This is a genomic window from Klebsiella sp. 141198, from assembly GCF_050600785.1.
GTDB lineage: Bacteria > Pseudomonadota > Gammaproteobacteria > Enterobacterales > Enterobacteriaceae > Klebsiella > Klebsiella aerogenes.
This window is the reverse complement of the sequence record NZ_JAQIRM010000003.1, coordinates 189,043-205,250: the sequence shown is the minus strand read 5'-3', so window position 1 is coordinate 205,250 and position 16,208 is coordinate 189,043. Positions and strand designations below refer to the sequence as shown.

Below are 16,208 nucleotides of genomic sequence, written 5' to 3'. Positions count from 1 at the left end.
CCATCTCCCAGGGCGGTTCGCCGCCCTGTTTTCTTCTCGCCTTACCCTCGACCTGACTAATCCGGGAGTTATTTATGAAACACAGCACCACCGTGCCTGTTAACGCATTACCTTCGGCAAAAAAGTACGCGGGTAACGGCCCCGCCTACCAACGTCGCTTTCATGTGATGGCGAAACCCACCGGCTCGGCCTGTAATCTCGATTGCAGCTACTGCTTTTACCTGCACAAAGAACACTTACTCCAGCAGGAAAAACGCCGCTACATGAGCGATGAAACGCTGGAAAACTTTATCCGCCAGTACATCGACGGACAGGATGGAGAACAGGTGGTCTTCTCCTGGCAGGGCGGCGAACCGACCCTGATGGGACTGGAGTTTTTCCACAAAGTGGTGAAATTCCAGCAGCAATATAAAAAGCCCGGCCAGCGGATCGAAAACGATCTGCAAACCAACGGTATCCTGATTAACGATGCCTGGGCTGAATTCCTCAAAGCGAATCATTTCCTCGTTGGCTTGTCGATTGACGGCCCGCGAGAGTTGCACGACCGCTATCGCATTACCCGCAGCGGTAAACCAACGTTTGATAAAGTGATGGCCGGCGTCGACGCCCTGAAACGCCATGGCGTTCCATTCAATGCGCTGGTGACCGTCAACCGCACCAACGCCCGTTTCCCGTTAGAGGTTTACCGCTTTGTTACCCGCGAACTGGGGGCGACCTACGTGCAGTTTAACCCCTGCGTCGAACCGGTGGACTTTACCCAGACCGCGCCTCATTTCTGGCGTGATGACAGTATCCCCACCGTCGGCAGCCGCCGCGCGCGCCCCGGCGATTTAGACGCTATCGTCACCGACTGGTCAGTCGACCCGGACGATTGGGGACGCTTTTTGATAGCAACCTTCGAAGAGTGGGTGAACAACGACCTTGGCCGCGTCCAGGTCAATCTGTTCGAAACCGCCGTCGCCCAGATGATGGGCATGCCGGCGCAAATTTGTACCACCGCGGAGTTTTGCGGCAAAGGGCTCGCGGTCGAGAAAAACGGCGATGTTTTCTCCTGCGACCACTACGTCTATCCGGAGTATCAAATCGGCAATATCGCCGATAACAGCCTGGCGCGAATGGCTTTCTCCGAACGTCAGCAGGCTTTCGGTATGGGTAAATGCGACACGCTGCCCCAGCAGTGCAGGCAGTGCCCTTACCTGAAGCTTTGCCACGGCGAGTGCCCGAAAAACCGTCTGGTGCTCACCACCGACGGCGAAGCCGGCTTGAACTATCTCTGCCCGGGCATTAAGGCCTTTTTCAACTATGCCGAGCCGATTCTGGCGGGCATTGTCACTCTGGTGAAACGCGATTTTAAAGGAGTTAGCCGATGAGCCTGCGCGATAAAATATTACAGCTGGAGCAGCGCATGAACGCGCAGGTGCTCGGCCAGCAAAACGTCGTGCGAATGCTGATCATCGCCCTGCTCTGCGATGGGCATATCCTGCTCGAAGGGCTGCCGGGGCTGGCGAAAACCCGCGCCGTCCGCGAGCTGGCGCGGCATATCGTCGGCGAGTTTCGCCGTATCCAGTTCACTCCGGACCTGTTGCCCTCGGATATTACGGGCAGCGAGATTTATCAGCAAAATGCCAGCCGCGAAGAGGAGCAGTTTCGTTTTCGCCCGGGACCGGTATTCGGCAACGTGATTCTGGCGGACGAAATCAACCGCGCCTCGGCCCGCGTGCAGTCGGCGCTGCTGGAGGCGATGGAAGAGCGCCACGTCACCGTGGCGGGCAAAAGCTGGCCGCTGCCGGGCGTGTTTATGGTGCTGGCGACGCAGAACCCCGTCGACCAGGAAGGCACCTGGCCGCTACCGGAAGCCCAGCTCGACCGCTTTCTGATGAAGGTACAGGTCGACTATCCATCGAAAGAGCATGAGCAGCAGGTGATGCAGCTGGTTCGCGCCGAGCAGCAGACAAAATATGGCGTAGCGGCAAAAACCGCCCCCGCGCCAGAAGCGGAATCACTGCGGTTCAGCCAACAAGAGATCGCCTCCTGCTGGCAGGAGATAAGCGCCATCCACGTCGCGCCGATTATCGAAACCTGGATAGTCGAACTGGTCAACGCCAGCCGCCAGCCGCAGCACATCAGCGAACAATTAGCCAGTTATCTGGCTTACGGCCTGAGCCCGCGCGGCACCTTAGCGCTGGAGCGCTGCGCCCGCGCGCAGGCCTGGCTCGCGGGACGTGACGCGGTTCGCCCGGAAGACGTGCGCTTTATCGCGCCGGCGGTGATGCGCCACCGCTTGATGCTAAGCTATCAGGCCAGCGCCGATGGTTGCAGCGCCGACGACGTCATCGCCATGCTGCTCAACGCCGTGGTGATCTGATGAGCGACCTCTGCGTGAATCGCCAGATGCTGCTCGACCTCGCGCCGCAGGCGCGGTTGATGGTTAACCCACCGGGACAGATCCCGCCGGGGGCGTTGTCCGGCGAACGCGCCTCCCGCCAGCAGGGGCGTGGGCTCAACTTCGACAGCCTGCGTCGTTATCAACCCGGCGACGACATACGCATGATCGACTGGCAGACGACCGCCCGTCTACGTACGCCGTGGGTGCGCCAGTACAATGAAGAGCGCGAACGCCCGGTCTTTTTGCTGGTCGACCAGCGATTAGATATGCATTTCGCCACCCGCGGGCAAACTAAAGCCAGCGCCGCGGCCAAAATCGCCGCGCTGCTGGCCTGGCGTAGCCATCACGATGGCGATCGCCTCGGCAGCCTGGTATTTAACGATACCACGTTGGCGCTACACCCCTGCCGCGCCCCGCGTAGCACTCTACCCGCGCTGCTGGACGATCTGACGCATTACAACCAGTTGCTGGCGCAGCAATATCCTCACGAGACTGAGCGTACGCAGACGCTTTCGCAGGCGCTACAGCGCGCGGTCAGCACGATTCCGCGCGGCGCCTGGGTCGCTATCCTCAGCGATTTTCACGATCTCGACGCCCCAGCTCAGGCCATGCTGGCGCATCTGCGCCGTCGCTGCGAGGTCAGCGCATTTGTGCTGTTCGACGACTTACATCTTCGCCTGCCGCGCTCCGGCACGCTGGCCGCCTGCTACGGCGGGCGCAGCGCCAGCGTCACCCTCACCTCCGCGCTCAGCACCGATATTCGTCAACACATCATCGGTCGGCTGGCGCGTCAGCAGCAGCAACTTAACCAGTTGGGTATTCGGGTTAATCATCTGACGGTAACTCAGGACCTGCTGCGCCAGTTACAAAAAGGGCTTTAAATGTTTGAGAAAGGCTATGCGGTGCCGGAGCTACTAACGCCCGCGCTGCCCCCCGCCCCCAGCTGGTTTCCGCTACCAATCGGCTGGCTGATTCTGCTCGCGATTGCCGTAGGCCTGGCGGGGCTGTTCCTGCTTATCCGCTACGCCCGCTGGCGGCGCAACCGCTGGCGACGAGAAGCGCTGCTGGCGCTCAATCATCCGCATACCGTCGATAGCTGGATGCAGCTGATTAAACGCGTGCAGATGGTCCACCAGCCGCGCCAGATGGTTAGCCAAACGCTGGCGCCGGAAGCCGTGCTGGCGTCGTTGACGCTGGATGCTGACCTGCGCGACCAGCTCATCGCCCGCTACTGCCGGGCCGACAACGCCCTGAACGACCAGCAGACGGCGCGGCTTCGCGCTCAGTTGGCGCAGTGGCTAAAGGAGCTTCCACATGTCTGAATGGCTCGCCCACATTGATTTCGCCTGGCCCTGGGCCGCGCTACTGCTGGCGCTGCCGCTGCTCACTCGTTTTCTCCCGCTACCGGCAAAAACCACCGACGAGCGCGTGCGGGTACCGTTTTTACCCTCGCTCATTGACGCGCTACAGCTCGATACCCGGCCAAAACGCGGAAATGGGGCCAGCGCCGTGCTGTTCTGGCTTATCTGGTCGCTGCTGGTTTGCGCGCTGGCGCGGCCGGAATACCTGACGCCGCCACAATATATTACCAGGCCGATGCGCGACATCGTGCTGATCCTCGATGTCTCCGGGTCAATGGCGAAAAATGACGTCCAGGGCGGTAATACGCGTCTGCAGGCGGTACAGCAATCGGTACGCAAGTTTATCACCGCCCGCCAATCCGACCGCATCGGCATGGTCATCTTCGCCAGCAAAGCATGGCCCTTCGCCCCGATAAGCGAAGATAAACAGGCGCTGCAAACGCGCATCAATCAGCTAGCGCCGGGCATGATTGGCCAGCAAACCGCTATCGGCGATGCGCTGGGCGTGGCGGTTAAGGTGCTGGAAAATGGCCCCGATAAGCAGGCCGATAAGCTGGCGATTTTACTCACCGATGGCAATGATACCGCTTCGCAGCTATTGCCTGAACTGGCGGCAAAGCTTGCCGCCGATCACCATGTCCGGGTTCATACCATCGCCTTTGGCGACCTCAGCGATACCAGCAAAGACAAAGTCGATTTGCCGCTACTGCAGCGCATCGCGAAAACCACCGGCGGCCAGAGCTGGACCGCCGCGCATTCCGGCAGCGCGCTGGATAGCGTCTGGCAACAAATCGACGCCCTCACTCCGGCGCAGGTCAAAAGCCTCGGCTGGTCCTGGCATCAGGCGCTCTATCCGTGGCCGCTCGCCGTCGCGCTGCTATTGCTACTGCTGGCCGCCTGCGGCCGTGTCCTCAGGGAGAAAATGGCATGAGCGATTTTCACTTTCTCTATCCGTGGCGCTTAACCGCGCTGCTGCTGTGTCTGCTGGTGGCCTGGCTTCCTGGCTACGGCGCCTCCGCCTGGTCCACGCTAATGGATAAACCCTTTCGTGCGTTGATTATTCAACGCCGTCGCAGGCTAACCCGGCTGCTGCCGTGGCTACTCACACTCGGCGTCGTGGCATTGGCGGGCCCGAGCTGGCAGCGTGAACTACCGGCGGCGCTCACCCCGCAAAGCAACGTGATGGTAATACTGCAGCAGGATCTGGCGATGTATGCCCAGGATCTTCCCCCCTCGCGCCATCAGCGCATGCAGCATAAAATCGCCGCGCTGATGCAACGGCAGCCCGGTTCACATTATGGTCTGGTGGTTTACAGTAGCCAGGCCTTTCTCACGACGCCACTGACGCAGGATCCGCAGTTTTATCAGCTGTTTCTCAACGCCCAGTCGCCCTCTTTGCTGCCGGAAGGTAGCGGTTCCGCCCTGCCGCAGGCCGTCGCACTGGCGTTAAAAAATCTGCCCATCGCCAAAGACAGCCCGCGTAGCCTAATCCTCGTTGCCGATACCCTGTCGCCTGCCGATATCACCTGGCTGAAAGGGCAACATCTACCGCTGCAAATTTGGGTCCCCGGCACCGCCGCGGGCGGCACGCTGCCGGATAAGTACGCCAGCCTCGGCATCGATACCCGACTAAACGTCGATCGTTTCCGTCAGCTGCGCGACGCCGGGATCCCGGTGACGCTGGCCAGCGATGATGGCGACGATCTGCCGATCATCGCCAGCCACATTCAACAATCGGTGACTCAGCAAAATAATGCCCGCCAGGATCTGCACTGGAAAAACAGCGGCTACCTGCTGATCGCGCCGATGCTGTTCCTGCTGCTGTTCTGGCGACGCCAGTTACTGATGGTAGCGCTTCTATTTCCCGCGCTGCTGTGGTCGCCGCACAGCGATGCCGCCTGGCTCGATGCCTGGGTTCGCCCGGATATCCTGGGACAGCACGCCTTTAACCGCGGCGACTACGCCGCTGCCGCCGGGCACTATCGCGATCCGTTATGGCAAGGTATCGCCTGGTATCGGGCAGGCGACTATCCTGCCGCCGCCAGCGCGTTTCGCGCCGCGCCGCCAAGCGCGGAAACCTTGCTGTGGCTGGGTAACAGCTATGCTCAGCAAAAGCAGTGGCAACAGGCGCTCGACAGCTACGATCGCGCCCTTTACCTACACCCTGACTGGCCCATGGCGCTGCAAAATCGCGACAAAATCTCGCAGATCGTAATGCGCATTCGTCAGCAGGAGCGAGAGCGCCAACAGGCGCAGGGCGATGCGATGGACGATGGCCCGGATAAGCTGGTCCACGATCTGCAGAAAAATCAGGGCATCGATCAGCAGCAAATCGGCGCCATCGCCGGGGAGAGTCCGCAGGTTAATCAATGGTTTGATGCACTGGAGGTTTCGCCAACGGGGCTACTGAAAAGCCTGTATCGCAACGGCTCAGGAGATACCACGCCATGAACAAAGCGCTACTTTTTCTGCTGGTTGCCGCGCTTCCCGCGCATGCGGCGATGGACATCACCCGTGAACTGGAAGCGCCGACGCAGATCGTCCCCGGCCAGCCGGTTCGGGTGGCGATCACCTGGTGGACCGATAGCTGGTTTAACCCGCCGCCGCAGTGGCCCGAGTTTGCCGTCAAAAACGGCGAACTCCTGAATACTGCGTTGCCTTCACAGCTGGTGACGCGCAAAAAGAACGGGATCGTCTGGAGCGGCATTCGCCTTGAACGTCAGGTCAGCGCCTGGCAGCAAGGCGTGCTACGCCTGCCGGCAATCGACATTACCGCGACCTCCGCCAATCAGGCGCCAGTCACGGTGCATCTTCCGGCGCTGGAACGCCCGGTACACTGGCCTGCCAATACCACTCAGGCGGACCATTTTTTACCGGCCAGCCAGCTGACGCTCAGCCAGCAAATTCAACAGTACCACGCGGGGAAAGACGCCACGCTGCGGGTCGGCGATGCCGTTGACCGTATCGTGACCGTCGAGGCGCGGGATGCGCTGCCGGGGCAAATTCCACCGCTGCTGTACGCCATTAGCGGTAGCGAGAGCCAGCGTCTGGCGCCGGTCAGTGAACCATTAAAAAGCGAGCGCGGCGATGTTATCGGCGCCCACCGGGTGGAGCGACTGCGCTATTTGCCCAGCCATAGCGGCACACTGACGCTACCGCCGATTAGCTTGCGCTGGTGGGATACCATTAATCATCAATGGCGAACGGCGAAGCTGACGGGAGAAACGTTGAACGTCGCCGCGGCGCGACAAGGCGGCGCGGAGCAAACGCTGCGCGGTACCACGGGAATGGTCTCCTGGCAGAGCCTGATGTGGATAATGATTGCTGCCGCGGCGGCCGGTGGGGGATGGTTTGGCCGCCGCTGGTTTTATCGAACGCTTCTCGGCATCAATCGGCGCTGGCGGCGTTTCTGGCAGCCGCAGCCGTTACCGCCGCTGGCCCCTTAGGCAAAGCACTTCCCGGCGGTTGACCGGATACTATTCGTAGGCCGGATAAGGCGCAGCCGCCATCCGGCAAAAATACGGTTCCGAACTCACCGCCATTGCCCTCCGGCGTTTTTTATTTCGCCTTACACTGCGCCGGGTCGTAGACCGTCTTCCAGTCCTGCTGCATATCGACGACTGCCCAGCCCTTCTGTTTCGCCTCGGCCAATCCTTTCACCAGCTTGCCGCTGGCGGAAGGATGGCTATCGTAGGCGTACTCCCGCGCCGCATCGGTATGGTGGACCAGCAGCTCAAAGGTTTTATAGTTCGGGTTGGCTGCGGTGTACTGCAGCATCGCCAGATCGCCGTCGCTGTTGCCGAAAGCCGCAACCGGGCGCTGGCCCATAAACAGGTGGATCGCCACCGGTTTGGCCGCGGCGTCATCATTGAATGCGCCTTTCATCGTTTTGCGAAGCTGGGTGCCATTGTCCGTCAGACTAAACTCGCTGAGCGCGAACGAACCGATAACCTGCTCCGGCGGAATACCGTACATTTTCTCCGACACTACGCGCATGAAGTCAATTCCGCCGCCGGAAACGATCCACGTTTTAAAACCATTGGCGCGCAGATAGTCCAGCAACTGGCGCATCGGCTGATATCCCAACTGGTCGTAGCGACAGCCGGTACGTTTATCCTGATGGCTGTCAAACCATGCGCTGACTCGCTGACTAAACTCTTCGGTGGTCATGCCGCTATGGGTTAACGCCAGCAGCTTGAGTAGCCCTTTTTCACCGCCCGCCGCTACCGTTTTCAAATCATTGTTCAGTACCGCCGCCACCAGCGGATCTTTTTGCCATTGCGGATGTTCCGGCGCCAGTCTTTTCACTTCATCCACCGCGAACTGCAGTTGGAAAGTCAGCGGCGCTTCCGGCCACAGGGTGCCGTCGTTATCGAAAACCACATAGCGCTTATCCAGCGGAATAAAGTCCGCCCCGCCTTCACGCGTCGCCCCCTGCACCCATTGCTCAATCGCCTGTTTAGCAGGGGTATCTTTCCATGCCGGCAGCATATCGGTGGCTGCCGCGCTGGTGAAGCTCAATATCAGCATGCTGAGCAGTACTGTTTTTTTCATTGTTTATCCTTCTTATTCCACCGCCTAAAGCCAGACCTACTTCAGCATGGCGGCAATCTTCTCAAGCGTCGGTTTAACCGTCGCGTAAAAATGGCGAAACCCAGGACACAAGTAATTGAGCCCCTCTTCGCCATCCGGGGCGCGCACGATGCGGTTTTTCGGGCATTCTCCCCAGCATAAATTCAGATGCGGGCAGCTTTTGCAGTAGGCGGGCAGCGTCTCTTTCTTGCCCATCCCAAACACTTTCTGCCGCTCGGAAAAGACCATATGCGCCAGCTTATGCGCCTTAATATTGCCAAGCTTATATTCCGGGTAGACGTAGTGATCGCAGGAGTAGACGTCGCCGTTTTTCTCAATCGCCAGCGCCTTACCGCAAAACGGCGCGGTGATGCATAACTGAGATGGAAGCCCCATAGTCTGTACCACGGCGGTTTCGAACAAATTCACCTGCACGCGGCCCAGATCGTAGGTCACCCACTCATCAAAAGCTTCGGTCAGAAAATGTCCCCAATCGTCCGGATCCACCGACCAGTCGGTGACGATAGAATCCAGATCGCCCGGTTTCGCCCGGCGGCTGCCGGTGATGGGGATCGTCTCTTCGCGCCAGAACTGCGGCGCGGTAGTTTTAAACTCGGCGGCCTCTACGCAAGGCGTAAACTGGATATAGGTGGCGCCGAGTTCGCGGGTAAGAAAACGATATACCTCGCGCGGGAAACGGGCATTCACCCGGTTAACGACTGCCAGCGCGTTGAACGGCACGCCGTGGCGCTTCAGCGCCGCGACCCCTTCCATGACCTTATCGAAGGTCGGCTTGCCGCTTCGCGTCACGCGGAAGCGATCGTGGATCTCGCGCGGGCCATCGATCGATACCCCGACCAGGAAGTTATGCGCCTTTAAGAAGGCCGCCCACTTATCGTTAATCAGCACGCCATTGGTCTGCAGATCGTTCTCAATGCGCTGGTGCTTCGGCTGATATTTCTTTTGCAGCTCAACGACCTTTTCGAAAAACTCCAGCCCCATCAGGGTTGGCTCGCCGCCCTGCCAGGAGAAAATAATCTCTTCGCCGTCCTGGCTTTGGATGTACTGACGAATGAAATTCTCCAGTACCTCGTCGCTCATTCCTTTGTCGTGCGGCTGATGCAGAAGCTGCTCTTTATGCAGATAAAAACAGTATTGACAGTCCAGGTTGCAGGTGGAGCCGCTGGGTTTCGCCATCATGTGATAGCGGCGTTTATAGGCGGGCAGATAGCGCCCCTGGTTCTGTAATGGCGTTAATGGAATGGTGGTGCTTTTTTTCATCGACCAGAACCTATCTCTAGAATGCTCACAACAGCAAAAGGCCCGGACATCTCGCCCGGGCCAACGTCATTTTAATTACCGGTCGGCATCGCCAACTGGAACCCTTCTTTTTGTAACTGCTCGCGGATATTACTAAAGCGTTGATACTGCGACAGGGTAATCGGCCCACTGTAGGCTTCGCTCTGCGGCTTACGCGGCGGATACTCGACGTAGGTTTTCATCAACTTAGTGATGGCTTCATTGAAGGTCACCAGCGTCCAGGTATGCTCGGTATAGTTGTTCATAAAGATATCGTAGCGTTCCTGCGGATCCTGCCAGAGGTCGAAAATCTGCGGCACCGTTGCGACATAGGACTCCGGCCCTTTCCAGCCGAGGTTGGAATCCACCGCCAGGCCGCCGGTTTTCGCGCCGTTATCGCCGCGCAGGTTAAACACCGCCTTATAGTGGCCGACGCGTGCCGCCCCCGGGGTCAACTCGTTTTCAGTGAAGTAGAACCAGGAGGTACGGGGATCTTTACCCGTGCCAAACAGTACCGGTGAAATATCGTAGCTATCGAAGATAATCGGCTGCCCGGCGCGGTCTTTGGTCGGTAATTTAACGCCGGCCACTGAAGCAAAGGTTGCCATCAGATCGAGGCCGCCAACGATATCGTGGTTACGGCTGTGCTCTTTAATCTTGCCCGGCCACCAGGCGATAGCCGGAACGCGGCTGCCGCCTTCGCGGTCAGTGCCTTTGGTACCGCGGAATGGCGTATAGCCGGCATCCGGATAAACGTCCTGCCAGGCGCCGTTATCGGTGGTCCATACCACAAGGGTGTTTTTATCGATCCCCAACTCACGCAGCTTATCCATGATATGGCCAACGCGGGCATCCATTTCCACCATCGAGTCGGCGTATTTGCTCTTCGACATCGACTTACCGACGTAATCCGGATCCGGCATGTTCGGCTGGTGGTTCTTCATAAAGTTGATGCTCATGAAGAACGGTTCGGAAGATTTTGCATTTGCTTCGAGATAGTCCAGCGAGGCCTTCTCGACATAGCGGTCGAAGAATGGGATCCCGACCACGCCCTCTTTGCCATCAACGACCGGGGTATTCACATACTGGCCGTTAATTTTGAACTCTTCCTTCGGCGCTTCGCCCGCCTTGCCGGAGAGCGCGCCGCGGGTGACGCGGGCAAACATTTCACGCAGTTGCGGATCCATATCCGGGAACCAGGTCGGGTCGGCATAGGTATAGGCGTTCAGGTGATAGAGGCCGACGTATTTCATTTCGTCGTAGCCCTGCGCGTTTGGTAACGCGTAATCGGCTTCGCCGAGGTGCCACTTACCGGTAAAGAAGGTTTTATAGCCGCCGGTTTTCAGTACCGAGGCCAGCGTCCACTCTTCTTTCGGTAAACCGCCGCCTTGCCCCTGGAAAGCCACGGTGGTCATACCGCTACGGTTGGGAATGCGCCCGGTCTGCATCGCCGCGCGGCCCGGCGTGCTGCTCGGCTGGCCGTAGAAGTCGAAAAAGGTCATCCCCTCATCGGCCATTTTGTCGAGGTTTGGCGTCGGCATACCGCGGCCTTCGCCGCCGCCGTAGACGCCGAGGTCGCCATAGCCGGTATCGTCAGAGACGATCAGGATAATATTGGGCTTCTTTGCCGCACCATCGCTGGAGCCAGCCGCATTTTGATCGGCGGCATTGGCCGTCGCGCCGGGTAATAACGAACCGGCGGCAAATGCCAGCACGCCGATACCCTTGTATTTTTTATTCATCTTCAAACCTCATTGCTCAGAATGCGCCTGATTTAACTTACGATTTAGCTAAAGTCAGGCAGGCGTTGTCAGATTAGATAAGTCTCAATATGAGATGAGCGACATCGGCAAATATTCTTGTCGCTACTGAGGCGATTGCGCTTAAGTGAAGTAGAGAAAGCAATAAAAATCCACAGGTTCTGGTTTTATTTTTTAATTTATGCAAAGCGCATCACTATCACCGTTTCGCTAAAGAAACCCGCCGCAAAAGCAATATTATCATTCAATATTTAAGTGGATTCTTAGTTACTAAAAATAGAAGCCCAACTACCCACTAAAACAGTCTAAGTGAGTGTTTTAAAAAGAGCGATAGATCAGTCCGTTAACGGACTCTAAAAGTGTCGTCTGCTATCTGGCGCCAGCTTTTAAATTTAGATATTTTGTATCAGGCGTAATTCCGCGCCGTTAAAATATAAAGTATCGCCACTGCAAAATAGCAAAGAGTAATTAAGCGGTAGAATTGAGTCTGGAGAGAAGATGAGTCGTATTCAAACGCCCTATTCCCACATCATCGATGAATATAATAAGATGATTTCAAAGAATATAAAGGCGATAGACTCGTTAGCTCTCAGCAATAATATCCGCAAGATTGCCGATGAAACACATTTCACTCTGAGTACAGGCGAGATTATTATTGTTCTTGAAGGCGTTATTGCCGTTGAGATGCAGGAGCACAACTTTATTGTCGCCCCAGGAAAAGCAAAAACCCAGCCGAAAAAGTTGTTTCAGATCGGTAAAGGCATCAAAGGGATGTTTTTCGGTATCGTCGAGAATTATGGCCCGGGCATTCAGTTGCACTATACCGCCAAAAAAAATGTCAAAGTGTTCAGCTGTAATCTCGAATACTTTGAGAAACATTTTACCCAGCCCGATAAATTTACCTTTCTGATGAACATGATGGCCATCACGTTGGCGTTTTTGCTCGATGCGCATGACGAAAGAGCTATTGGCACCCGCTATTTTGTCATTCGCTCCATGATTTATCGTTATCTCAAACAGAAAAATGAAGGCGTATTACACGATCCGAGCCTGGCGAACTTTATCCTGCGACGCACCAAAATGTCGCGTAGCTATCTGTTTCAGGTACTTTCCGATCTGAAAAACGGCGGCTATATCACGATGAAAAACGGCGAGCTCGTCGATATTGTCAACGAGCTGCCGGAAAAATATTAACGCCGTTGGCTTAACTCTTATCCTGCCCCCGGCGCTTAAACTGCCCGGCGTCGATGTCGTACTGCTTCATCTTGCGCCACAGCGTGGTACGGCCAATATTCAGCAACTGCGACATCTCCTGTACCCGGCCGCTGGTCACTCGCGCCGCCTGGATAATCGCCTCTTTCTCGATGGCGCTGAAAGACAGGCTTGATGGTAGTAATGAGGACGCCGTTTCGCTGCCCGGCCGGGTAGAGAAGAGATGCTCGGGGAGATTGCTTAAGCGGATATGACCGTTATCGCTACTCATCGCGATATTCTCAATAATGCTATTAAGCTCAAAATCGTTGCCTGGCCACGGGTAGGCCACCAGTTGCGCCAGCGCGTCGTCATCCACCTTCAGGCGCGATGAAAAGCGTTTTTCCAGCCGACGCAGACGGCTATGCACTAACGAAGGAATACTGCCGCGCCGCGCCCGCAGCGGCGGAATGACGATTTCAAACGAATGTAGCGCATAGTAAAGCTGGCGGCTAAAGCGGTTCTGCTCCACCAGATTGGCGAGGTCGACGGTGGTGGTGGCGATCACTTTCACATCCACCGGAATCAGCCGCCGGGCATCAAGACGCGTCAGCACGCCCTGTTTTATCACCTGCAGCAGCGCCGACTGCAACTCGGGGGCCAGATACTCTATTTTTTCCAGGAAAAGCGTGCCGCCGTTGGCCAGTTCGAGTCGGCTGAGGCGGCCATTTTCATCGTCGGTTGGCGCGCTGCCCATAAAATCCTGGCCCAGTACGCTGTCGGCGTACAGCTGGCAGTTAACCGAAATATACGGGCCCGGCGCCCGTTCGCTTTCGTTATGGATCGCCTGGCTCAGTAATTCTTTACCCACCCCTTCCTCGCCGCACAGCAGCACCGGGAAAGCGCCGCGCGCCGCCTGACGGCCAAAGTGGATCAGCCTGCGGGTTTCCGGGTCATCCGCCGACATCTGTTCGAAGGTATGGCTCACTTTGCCCAATTGGCTGGTCATTAATTGACGCATCTGCTCCACCGGGTGGAGCAGTAAAATGAAGCTATTGCCCTGCTCCTCCACGATAGGCTTCAGGGTGATCACCGCGTCGATAAATTGATGCTGGCTCTCAAAGGTCACTTCCACATGATTAAGGCCGCGGGCCTGTTTAATCGCGCGGCGCAGCAACGCCGGCAGGGTCAGCAGCTCATTGATATTTCGCCCCTGGCTGGCCTGGGTATCGAGATGGAGCAGCGTGGCCGCCTGCACGTTGAGAAACTGCAGCACTCCCTGCTCGTTCCACGCCATCACCCCGTCGTCCATACTTTCCAGCAGGCCGTACATTTGATTAAGGTGGCGGTTAGATTCCGCCAGCAGGCTGTCGGTAAGCAGCGAGTTACCCACTTCGCGGGCGATGGCCAGCGTCAGCGACAGATCCGCCGGGGCCCACTCTTCGCGCAGGCAGCATAGCGAAATCGATCCAAACAGACGGCCATGGTTATCGAATACCGGCGTCGAACTGAACGACCAGCGCCGCAGCGCCTGCTTAAAGTGCTCGTCCCCTGCGGTGTTGACCGGCTGTCCGAGCATCGAAGCCAGCGACAGCGCGCAGGTGCCGATAATGCTCTCCGCGCAGTAGCTGCCGTCGCGAAATCCCAGCTCCGCCAGTTGTTCCAGGGTCTGAGGATTGCCACAGCGGCTCAGAATACAGGCCGACTCATCAAGGATGAACAGCGCGCAGGGGCGGTTGGCCATAAACTCCCACGCATCTTCCAGCGCTGCCTGGCCGATGGTAAGCAGCGCGGTTTTGCGACGGCAGATCGATTCAAAGGTCAGCCCCTGTGCCTGATGCGGCGCCTGCCAGGTTTCCCGCTGCATAAATTTGCTGCAGCGATGCCACGACTGGCTGATAACGGCTGAAACTTCATTTTCCGCGCCCTGAGTCTGAGCTGTCATATCCCTTTTCCGCTGGAGTTAACACAGTTAAAACGACAAAACCCTCCGGCAGCGGGTGCCGGAGGGGAAAGTTCATGCCGCATTATGCTGCGGCGTCTCGGTCAGGCGAAAACGAATTAACGCGCCAGCCACTGCTGCCCAAGCAGGTCAGCGGTAAGGATGGCGGCATAGACGCTATCCGCGGTGACCGGGAACGGCATATTGTGGATGGTTTCGCCTTCCGCGCAGGTGGCTTTCGCGACCGCGTGGATTTTGCTTTCGATACCCTCTTTCACGCCCATCTGCGCAAGGGTGATCGGCAGGCCGACTTTTTCACAGAAGCCCATCACGGTTTCGATCTCTTCCAGCGGGCTGTTTTGTAGTACCAGCTGCGCCAGGGTGCCGAAAGCGACTTTTTCGCCGTGATACAAATGGTGGCACTCTTCAAGAATGGTGAAACCGTTGTGAATCGCGTGCGCGCCGGCCAGGCCGCTGCTCTCAAAGCCGATACCGCTCAGATAGGTGTTGGCTTCGACAATGCGCTCCAGCGCATCGGTCACCACTCCAGCCTGAGCCGCCAGACGTGCTTTTTCGCCTTCCGCCAGCAGCGTATCATAGCACAGGCGCGCCAGGCTCAAGGCCGCCGCCGTGGACTGCCCGCCCGCCATGCTGGTGGCTCGCGCATCGAAGCAGGCCTTGGCTTCAAACCAGGTGGAGAGCGCATCGCCCATCCCGGCCACCAGCAAGCGTACCGGCGCTTTGGCTATAATCGCCGTGTCCATCACCACCATATCCGGGTTTTTCGGGTAGATCAGATACTCTTCAAACTCGCCTGCCTCGGTGTAGATAACCGACAGCGCGCTGGTCGGCGCATCGGTTGAAGCAATTGTCGGGATCACCACCACCGGCAGCTTCTGGTAATAGCCGATCGCCTTCGCGGTATCGAGGGTTTTCCCGCCGCCGATACCCACCACGCCACGGCAGCCGTGCTGCTTAAGAATGGCGATCAGGCGGTTGATTTCCGCATGGCTGCACTCGCCGTTAAACCGTTCCGCATGGCAGCTAATATTGTGGCTATGCAGGCCGTTCAATACTTTGTCGCCCGCCAGCTTCATCACGAAGTCATCGGCGATAACAAAAAAGCTGTCGGCCAGGTTTTTAGCGTATTCGCCAAACAGCATGGCGGCATCAGGTCCCTGGAGATATTTGGCTGGAGATTGAATAACTTTTAGCATTCCTTTCACCCTCAAATAAGTGCGTATGTTGACACGGGAGCCCAGGCCGTCATGCCGCGGCGCCTGATATCAATGGCGCTTACAGCCACGCTGCCGGAGCGATGCATCCACTGTAGGGCGAGCCGCGGCGAAAAAAATTTTTCCCTTTTTTGTTCTCTTCTGAAACAGATAAAAAAATAATGCGTTTCACATTGAAACAATGTGACTGAAAAAGCGATGGGATTGCGATCGCGATCGGATCATTTTGGCAAAAAAGCCGCTATCGTCTCCCCTCTTTAACGCAGAAAATCGGCTCAACGCGGCACAATGGCGAAAAAAATCATCATTGTCCCCGCTCTGATAGCAGAAAAAAACGGACAAATTATTAGCGCTGGCTCGCATTTCTGGTGTTTATCGGTGAATAACGTTCCATAAAGGAACAAAAATCATTTTCTACGTTCCGTTATGGAACCAATTTTGACGGCATTTTATTTTGTGCCC

The 16,208-nt window shown here is 57.2% G+C and carries 13 protein-coding genes; 8 read left to right on the top strand and 5 right to left on the bottom strand.

What is annotated here, in order from left to right; genetic code table 11:
- Positions 1–74 precede the first annotated feature (74 nt).
- From PGR10_RS10885 to PGR10_RS10855, 7 genes are read left to right on the top strand one after another with little or no spacing between them, the layout of a single operon-like run.
- Positions 75–1,370 carry an anaerobic sulfatase maturase gene (locus PGR10_RS10885; protein WP_430923463.1) on the top strand — a complete coding sequence of 432 codons (1,296 nt, stop codon included), beginning with the start codon at positions 75–77 and terminating at the stop codon, positions 1,368–1,370.
- Entirely contained in the window at positions 1,367–2,365 is a 999-nt protein-coding gene (locus tag PGR10_RS10880) for an AAA family ATPase (RefSeq protein WP_430923462.1), read from the top strand. The genes PGR10_RS10885 and PGR10_RS10880 overlap by 4 nt, the downstream gene beginning before the upstream one ends.
- Positions 2,365–3,267 (top strand): DUF58 domain-containing protein, encoded by a 903-nt coding sequence (locus PGR10_RS10875; protein ID WP_430923461.1) that lies wholly within the window; start codon positions 2,365–2,367, stop codon positions 3,265–3,267. The genes PGR10_RS10880 and PGR10_RS10875 overlap by 1 nt, the downstream gene beginning before the upstream one ends.
- Complete coding sequence (locus PGR10_RS10870) at positions 3,268–3,708, top strand: DUF4381 family protein (RefSeq protein WP_316424694.1); 441 nt, start codon at positions 3,268–3,270, stop codon at positions 3,706–3,708.
- The gene (locus PGR10_RS10865; RefSeq protein WP_316424693.1) at positions 3,701–4,678 is read left to right on the top strand and encodes a VWA domain-containing protein; all 978 of its coding nucleotides are present in this window, start codon (positions 3,701–3,703) and stop codon (positions 4,676–4,678) included. The genes PGR10_RS10870 and PGR10_RS10865 overlap by 8 nt, the downstream gene beginning before the upstream one ends.
- On the top strand, positions 4,675–6,198 hold the full coding sequence (locus PGR10_RS10860; RefSeq protein ID WP_430923460.1) for a tetratricopeptide repeat protein: 1,524 nt from the start codon (positions 4,675–4,677) through the stop codon (positions 6,196–6,198). Before PGR10_RS10865 ends, PGR10_RS10860 begins: the two co-directional genes overlap by 4 nt.
- Complete coding sequence (locus PGR10_RS10855) at positions 6,195–7,193, top strand: oxygen tolerance domain protein (RefSeq protein WP_430923459.1); 999 nt, start codon at positions 6,195–6,197, stop codon at positions 7,191–7,193. The genes PGR10_RS10860 and PGR10_RS10855 overlap by 4 nt, the downstream gene beginning before the upstream one ends.
- A 112-nt stretch (positions 7,194–7,305) precedes the next feature.
- Here PGR10_RS10855 and PGR10_RS10850 read toward each other — a convergent pair whose 3' ends face one another.
- The 3 genes from PGR10_RS10850 to PGR10_RS10840 form a co-directional block, all read right to left on the bottom strand.
- The gene (locus PGR10_RS10850; RefSeq protein WP_430923458.1) at positions 7,306–8,301 is read right to left on the bottom strand and encodes an HAD family hydrolase; all 996 of its coding nucleotides are present in this window, start codon (positions 8,299–8,301) and stop codon (positions 7,306–7,308) included.
- Positions 8,302–8,337: 36 nt separating this feature from the next.
- Entirely contained in the window at positions 8,338–9,600 is a 1,263-nt protein-coding gene (locus PGR10_RS10845; protein ID WP_113373101.1) for an anaerobic sulfatase maturase, read from the bottom strand.
- Positions 9,601–9,671: 71 nt separating this feature from the next.
- Positions 9,672–11,360 (bottom strand): arylsulfatase, encoded by a 1,689-nt coding sequence (locus PGR10_RS10840; RefSeq protein WP_113373102.1) that lies wholly within the window; start codon positions 11,358–11,360, stop codon positions 9,672–9,674.
- 516 nt (positions 11,361–11,876) lie between these two features.
- On the opposite strand from PGR10_RS10840, the gene PGR10_RS10835 reads away from it, so the two are divergent.
- Complete coding sequence (locus PGR10_RS10835) at positions 11,877–12,572, top strand: helix-turn-helix domain-containing protein (RefSeq protein WP_063446155.1); 696 nt, start codon at positions 11,877–11,879, stop codon at positions 12,570–12,572.
- A gap of 10 nt (positions 12,573–12,582) precedes the next feature.
- Here PGR10_RS10835 and dhaR read toward each other — a convergent pair whose 3' ends face one another.
- Both dhaR and PGR10_RS10825 read right to left on the bottom strand, forming a co-directional pair.
- A complete protein-coding gene (dhaR, locus tag PGR10_RS10830; protein ID WP_087859867.1) occupies positions 12,583–14,514 on the bottom strand; it encodes a dihydroxyacetone kinase operon transcriptional regulator DhaR in 1,932 nt (643 codons plus the stop codon).
- 116 nt (positions 14,515–14,630) lie between these two features.
- Positions 14,631–15,728 carry a glycerol dehydrogenase gene (locus tag PGR10_RS10825; RefSeq protein WP_007372182.1) on the bottom strand — a complete coding sequence of 366 codons (1,098 nt, stop codon included), beginning with the start codon at positions 15,726–15,728 and terminating at the stop codon, positions 14,631–14,633.
- Positions 15,729–16,208 lie beyond the last annotated feature (480 nt).